Below are 6,227 nucleotides of genomic sequence, written 5' to 3'. Positions count from 1 at the left end.
ATTTCCATGGCCGTGTACGCGGCCATCCATCCTTAAGCGGCAGACGCCGTGCTCTCGGAGTTTCGCCATCGGTCGGTCGTCAACCGACTGACGTGAGGTGCGGTCGCGTCCCTCTCCGGTTGGACGGTATGGCGGAAACATTTTTGGCCCAGCGCATTAGCGAGGTTTGCACGCGCGATGTTGTCACCATGCTGATCGAGGACAAAGCCGCGCCGACGATCGTCCGGAGCACGACGAAATTCTCGGCGAACCGTTGAGACGTTCGACCAATCCACCTACGCGAGCACAAAAGAGTCCCGAGCATCCCGCCTCACGAGCCGGGACAACGGCGTCTACTTTCGGTTAGGTCTGTAGGCATGCGCCGTTTCGTCAACTGGAAATGGACAAATCCGCCATCCTTCAAAGTGGGCCCGAGCCCTTAATCACCATCGCCCGCCGGATGGACACCAGCCGCAGATGGCCCAGACGCTACCTTTACAGCTGCCGCTCGAACTTCGCGATGACCCTATTTAACCGCTCAGTGGTTCACAGACAGACAGGATGCCTTCATGCATAGCCTGACGCCCATGTTCTTCACCGTGACGCCCTCCTTTCTGGCCTCTTCGTCGAGTTGGTCGAAGCCTTCACCATCATGCTCGCAAGACGAGGCGCTTCTGGCGTTGAGGCAGCGTGCAAAACCAGGTGGCGGTCGCCAACTGACCTTCAAGGATAACTGCGGCCCAGCGCCACCTGATTAAACCGTCGCCCGGCTTGCCCGCCACCAGGATCCCGGCACGCGCGAGATAACGGGAAGGGGCGACATAGAGCCTGAGGCATTGTGTTGTTTTGGCCACACCGAGCCTGCGGCCGAGCGCTGAGGCGATATGCCGGTCGGCGCGGTCCATAATAAAGCTGCGTTGGGTAAAACTCGACGTCAGCCCTGAGGGCCCGCCGCTCGATCCTTGCATCGCTTCGATCGTCGGTGGCAGCGCCTGACGCACAGGCGTCTATGTAGAGCCCAACGGTTTTTATCCACGGCAAGCACCATATCTTCTTATCGCCGATTTGTTCGATGCCAGCGCGGCGCCTCGGGTTCTCTAACGGGATCGTCAACCGGGATGCTTCCTACTGTCCAGACTTTAAACCGAGGTTCACTAATCATCCGCTAGGATCGGGCGTGAGCAGCAGTGGGCGAACGTGCTGCTAGTGGGGTCATCCATTGGGCATTCTGCGAAATACACGTCGGACGCGGGTTTATATTCCCAGCCAAGGTCCGACGAGTTGGCAAGCATTCCTCGCAGAACCTGAGAGGCAATGGCGAACCGGCTACTCGGCAAAGACGCTTGCTCATTGTTGGGAAAGTGCTGATGGCTTACCGGCTGAAGTCGCGCAGATGTTCGATGGCTCGGCCGAGTTACTACTGGCCTTGCCCGAGCACAGGGTGCCACTCGACGGTGGCAACCGTGACAGCCAGAACGACGTGTTTGCGCTTATCCGCTTCGGCGAACAGACTTGTGCTGCAACCATCGAAGGCAAGGTAAGCGAGGCGTTTGGACCGACCGTGGGCGAGTGGTATGCCGAGCCGTCGCAGGGGAAGCGAGAGCGCATGCGCCAACTATGCGGCTTGCTCGGCTTCGATGATGTCCCGCCATTTCATATCCGTTATCAGTTGGTGCACAGGACGGCTTCCGCGCTGATCGAGGCTCAGCGCTTCAAGACCGATGAAGCCGCCATGATCGTCCACTCGTTCTCGCCAGCCCAAATGTGGTTTGAGGATTTCGCCACCTTCGCGAGCCTTTTCGGTGCCGAAGTTAAACCTGACAAGTCGAGCACCGTGATCCTAAAGTCAGGGCAGCGGCTCCGCTTGGGTTGGGCCACCGGCAACCGGGATTTTCTCAAATGCTAAGAGTTCCGGATGCCAAATCGACCAGCATGGAGACCACTGCACGGAAGCGATATACGACCAAGCAGATGGGCGATGCTTGCGAGATGATCGTTGCCGCGGAACTCACGCTCGCGGGCATCCCGGCCTTGAAAGTTCCCGACAACTGGCCCGGCTACGATGTTATCGCGCAGCCATTCGACCGGCCAGCGCAACGTGTTTCGGTAAAGTCGCGGACATTTAAGCGCGGTGCTGCCTATGTCGGCTACAACGACTATGACCAATTCGATTGGCTGGCCATTGTTCTGCTGCCGTCCGAGGGGTTCAAGGCTCGCGCAATCTACCTCGTTCCACGACCAGAAGCCGAGCGGTTGGCGCGACGTGACAAGGCAACCAGCAAGACCGCTGCGGAACGATACTTTCGTGTCGATGAAGTCCCCGAGTTGTTTGCAGAGTGGGATGCCAATTTCGAATTAGCAGCGACCCAGCGTTTGCCCCCTTACGGAACGATCCCAAGTTGCGTGGCGTCGATCTAACGAATGACGGTGCGGCGCGGGTTCTGTAANAAGGGTCTGGAGTGGCCAGAGGTGGTTCCTGGCAGAGAGTCAACGCTCCTGCGGAGTGTTTGTTCAAGCGATTGCTAAAGCAGGCCAACATGGCGGATAGAAGCCGTTTCATGACAGCTCCTAGAGCGGCAATGTCCCTCCGATTTCATAACAGGCGAGCCGTTGCGCGGTTCTGATAGGATTCTGGACTTTCCGTGTATTTTGGGCGCATTCTTGCGCTGGGGAGAAGGGGCTTGGATAAATCCCGCTACGATGATCGGTCGAGCCCGTGGCGCAAGCGTACTGGCGCAGGACGCCGCTGGGCCAGCGCGCCGATGCGGCTGGTCTTCCTGACCGTGGTTGCGGCTTCCGCTCTGGTGACGCAGTTTGTCATGCCTAACAGCGGATCGCTGCCGGAAATCAATCTGCAGAACGTAATCAAGCCGAGACCGGTAGCAATTTCTGGGGTCGCATCTGTGATCGACGGCGACACGATCGAGATCCATGGCCAGCGCATTCGCTTCAATGGTATCGATGCACCGGAGTCAGCACAGCAGTGCGACGACGCCAACGGCTTCCACTATCAATGTGGCGCGAAGTCCGCCGCCGCTCTCGATGCCTTTCTCGCCGCCTCGCGACCGACCCAGTGCACGTTTGTGTCATGGGATCGGTACGGCCGCTATGTCGGCAATTGCAGGCGGGCCGATGGTGCCAGCGTCGCCGCCTGGATGGTCGAGAACGGCGAAGCTCTTGATTGGCCAAAATACAGCCAAGGTGCCTACGCCATGCTGCAGGAGAAGGCCAAGGCAGCAAGGGTTGGCATCTGGGCAGGAACGTTTGAAGCGCCCTGGGACTGGCGTGCCGAGCATCGCGCTGACAACGAACAGCCATCGACGATCGCTCCCCTGCTCGCTGCATCGCCCGGTGCCTGCAACATCAAGGGCAACATCAACGCCCGTGGTGAGCACATCTATCACATGCCTGGCCAAGAGTATTACGATCGCACCGTCATATCGACCAGCAAGGGAGAGCGGTGGTTCTGCAGCGACGAAGAGGCGGTGGCCGCCGGTTGGCGCAAAGCAAAGCGTTAAGCCACAAGGGCAGGTGTTGCCCTGCTTTTATACTGCGCTGGCGCGGGCCGTGGGAACGGTGAGTGCTTCGGCAGGGCCCCGAAAGTGCGAGCATGCGGCAGCGTCGAGATCACTGACTTCACGACTGGCGACATCGCGCCAGCGCCGCGTACACGAGCGACTTCGTTCCAAGCCTGGCTCACGTCGCCCCAGCGGCTAGCCTGTCAAGCAGACGGGATTGCTTCTGCACGTCCGGTTGGCGGATCGCGGCTGGTAGCCGCGCATCCGCTTAGCGCGCAGCAGCTCGAGGAAGAGGGCAACAGCTTCGCCCTCGGTATCAAAGGAGTGCTGTACCGTGCGGCCGGTGGTTCCGACCCGGCCCCAACGCCGGNAAGGAGTGCTGTACCGTGCGGCCGGTGGTTCCGATCCGGCCCCAACGCCGGACCAGGCAGGTCTGGCCGAACAAGGTCTCCTCGATCGACATTGCATAGAAGCGCGCCATGTTCCGATCCGCGTCGCGGCGTTCGATACAGAGGCGATAGAGCTGCGCGATCATTGCGGATAGAATCGCGCAGCCGGACGCGCACGTCCAATGAATGGTTTGAATCAGCGGACGCGGATCGATTCACTCTGGTGATGGATGGAACCGAACGTCAGTCGTTCAGCAGCGTCTTTGATGGCCTTCCCCGGAGAGATGTAGCCAATCCTCGTTGGGCCGTATCGTGCGCGGTCGGTCGTAACGAAAATCGACGCTAATTGGCGCGTCTGGCTACCTCGGCTGCCGAGCAAGGAATTCCGTTATCAGGCTCTGCACCACCTCCTGCATGGTTGTTCTATTGCGCGCGCAATGGACCTGCAGCTCGATCATCTGCGAGACAGGAATGCGTGTGTGCAGCCGGGCTGTCTCGTCGTCTGCCTTTGGCCTTTCGAGCTTCGCTTTCGCCTCTCTGGCCGAGCGGGGTCTCGTCTGCTGCTCCAGGTTGTCCGTTTCGCTGATGCTGGATTCCACTATGGCAGCCATGTTGCGCGAGAACGGATCATCCGAACGGGCGCGCGGTTTCAAGGCGGGCAGCGGCAATTGGTTTGCGGTCCGATCGTTTTTCTCGTTCATTGCGGGGTGGCTCCGTTCAGTTTGCGGATGATCTCGGCGGTCAGGGCATTCGTCTGGTCGCGAGCGTCCTGCACGGCCTTGTTCACAGGCTGGACTTCGTAAAGCGTCCCGGCGGTTGCGATTGAGGCGAAGGTCGGCCGTTGCGACAAAAAGGTCTCAAGCACGCTTGCGTTGGCCTGCCGCAGCAGCTGGATCGCCGTGCGGAAGGCCATGGTGTTGTGTTCGATCCCCGAAACCATGTTGAGCATCACCGCGTGGGGAATTTCGCGGTGGCGCCCTCCAAGTGAGCGGATGTGCCGGATCAGACCGAGACATTGCTTGACATCGAAGACGTGCGCTTTCGTCGGAATCAGCACGAAGTCGGCGTTGGCGACGGCCGGGCCGAGTGCAGCCACGGCCGTGCCCTGCACATCGACCAGCAGCAGGTCCTCGGCGTCGGATTGCGCCAGGCGATCGATCAGGTCGTCGGTCGAGCTGATGGGGATGACGTCGATGTTTGAAAGCGCGTACCCGGCTCGGCGACTGTTTTTGCTCCACTCCAGCGCGGACAGTTGCGGATCGGTGTCGAGCACCGTCACCCGATGACCGGCGGCGGCGAATTCGCCCGCGAGCAGGATGGTGGTCATGGTCTTGCCGACCCCGCCTTTGGGAGAGGCCACTGTGATTTGCACCGCGCGTTGTTCCGGCATTCTTTTTTCCCAATGTTGCGTCACTTTGGCGTCAAGGCGCATAGGCGATTTGGCGCCAAAGCGACTTTCTTGCATTATGACTATGCGCCGATGCAACAAAGTGCCGAGGCGCATAAGTACCTGTGTGATAATATGAATTTGCAGATCGGTGCAATGTCGCAGGATGCATGATCGGCTCTGGATAATGTGTCAGTGAGTCAGTATAATGTTTCGTATTGAATTGACAAGATACGCAATTTGGGTCCAAATTGGCTGAGCAGGTCGTCGCTTCGCTTCGACCTGGACCGTCTTCGACGTGAGGCCCATCCGCCATAGCGAGGAATTTTGGACACCAGCGCCGCCCACAAGGACACCCGAAAGCGTTCCCGGATCGATATTGGGCCGGAGGCGGGCGCGCTCCTGGATGAGGCCTGCAAGGTGTTCCAGCTTGACCGAGCGGAGACGTTGCGGCGCATTATCCGGGCCAGCCTGGATGTCGGTCCCGCTCTGTCAGCTGAGAATTTACGCACTGTCGCGGCGCTGGCCTCGCAAGTCCGGATGGTCGGCCGAAACCTCAGCCAGCTTCTCCATGCCATTCATTCCGGCCACGCTGCCCCCATGGAGGCGGCGTTGCCGATTTGGGAAGCACTGGATGAGAGGGTGAAAGCTGTCGACGCCGAGTTGACGGCGATGACGATCGCCCATGGCCTGAAATTTCGGAAGGCGGCGCATCTGCTGGATGGTGAGGGCGCGTGAACCTCGACCAGTCTTCCATACAAGCCATAGCCGATCGGATTCGCGCGAGCGCGGCTTTCGAAGAAGAGAACCGCAAGCGCCGGCGTCGGGCCCTGTTGTCCTTTGCTGGAAATGACGATGATGGGTTGTTCAAGACGGTTCGCGGCCGGAAGGGGGAGGGCGGTCTCGGGGCAAGCCAGCCACCGGAACCGGCCGTGCCGCGCACGTCTCCCGGGG

8 protein-coding genes and 1 pseudogene are annotated in these 6,227 nt (G+C 59.9%); 5 read left to right on the top strand and 4 right to left on the bottom strand.

All coding sequences use genetic code 11. From position 1 onward, the window contains the following. Nucleotides 1-629: 629 nt before the first annotated feature. Nucleotides 630-884, bottom strand: a complete 255-nt coding sequence (locus tag X773_RS73035) for a hypothetical protein (protein WP_023680857.1) — start codon at nucleotides 882-884, stop codon at nucleotides 630-632. 488 nt (nucleotides 885-1,372) lie between these two features. Between X773_RS73035 and X773_RS0140435 the strand changes: the two genes are divergently transcribed. From X773_RS0140435 to X773_RS73030, 3 genes are all read left to right on the top strand, one after another. Continuing rightward, on the top strand, nucleotides 1,373-1,885 hold the full coding sequence (locus X773_RS0140435; protein WP_023680856.1) for a hypothetical protein: 513 nt from the start codon (nucleotides 1,373-1,375) through the stop codon (nucleotides 1,883-1,885). Next, a complete protein-coding gene (locus X773_RS0140430; RefSeq protein WP_051406276.1) occupies nucleotides 1,879-2,397 on the top strand; it encodes a hypothetical protein in 519 nt (172 codons plus the stop codon). Before X773_RS0140435 ends, X773_RS0140430 begins: the two co-directional genes overlap by 7 nt. A gap of 263 nt (nucleotides 2,398-2,660) precedes the next feature. Then, complete coding sequence (locus X773_RS73030; RefSeq protein WP_023680854.1) at nucleotides 2,661-3,497, top strand: thermonuclease family protein; 837 nt, start codon at nucleotides 2,661-2,663, stop codon at nucleotides 3,495-3,497. 195 nt (nucleotides 3,498-3,692) lie between these two features. On the opposite strand, the pseudogene X773_RS78835 reads toward X773_RS73030, so the two are convergent. The 3 genes and pseudogenes from X773_RS78835 to X773_RS73015 form a co-directional block, all read right to left on the bottom strand. After that, nucleotides 3,693-4,032: pseudogene (locus X773_RS78835) on the bottom strand (WGR domain-containing protein). Between the two features lie 213 nt (nucleotides 4,033-4,245). After that, on the bottom strand, nucleotides 4,246-4,554 hold the full coding sequence (locus X773_RS73020; protein ID WP_245274894.1) for a hypothetical protein: 309 nt from the start codon (nucleotides 4,552-4,554) through the stop codon (nucleotides 4,246-4,248). Nucleotides 4,555-4,583: 29 nt separating this feature from the next. Next, complete coding sequence (locus tag X773_RS73015) at nucleotides 4,584-5,276, bottom strand: ParA family protein (protein WP_031213422.1); 693 nt, start codon at nucleotides 5,274-5,276, stop codon at nucleotides 4,584-4,586. Between the two features lie 324 nt (nucleotides 5,277-5,600). On the opposite strand from X773_RS73015, the gene X773_RS73010 reads away from it, so the two are divergent. Continuing rightward, nucleotides 5,601-6,011, top strand: a complete 411-nt coding sequence (locus X773_RS73010; protein ID WP_023680850.1) for a hypothetical protein — start codon at nucleotides 5,601-5,603, stop codon at nucleotides 6,009-6,011. After that, nucleotides 6,008-6,227: hypothetical protein (locus tag X773_RS77890; RefSeq protein ID WP_036239875.1), on the top strand; the 220-nt coding region annotated here is incomplete at its 3' end. The genes X773_RS73010 and X773_RS77890, both read left to right, overlap by 4 nt.

The organism is Mesorhizobium sp. LSJC280B00, from assembly GCF_000502835.1.
In the GTDB taxonomy this organism is placed as follows: domain Bacteria; phylum Pseudomonadota; class Alphaproteobacteria; order Rhizobiales; family Rhizobiaceae; genus Mesorhizobium.
The sequence above is the reverse complement of the archived record's forward strand: the minus strand, read 5'-3'. Positions and strand labels throughout refer to the sequence as shown.

Excerpts from the sequence above, each read along its gene's own strand:
- X773_RS73035 (WP_023680857.1), bottom strand. The coding sequence starts at position 884 with ATGGACCGCGCCGACCGGCATATCGCCTCAGCGCTCGGCCGCAGGCTC.
- X773_RS0140435 (WP_023680856.1), top strand. The coding sequence starts at position 1,373 with ATGTTCGATGGCTCGGCCGAGTTACTACTGGCCTTGCCCGAGCACAGG.
- X773_RS0140430 (WP_051406276.1), top strand. The coding sequence starts at position 1,879 with ATGCTAAGAGTTCCGGATGCCAAATCGACCAGCATGGAGACCACTGCA.
- X773_RS73015 (WP_031213422.1), bottom strand. The coding sequence starts at position 5,276 with ATGCCGGAACAACGCGCGGTGCAAATCACAGTGGCCTCTCCCAAAGGC.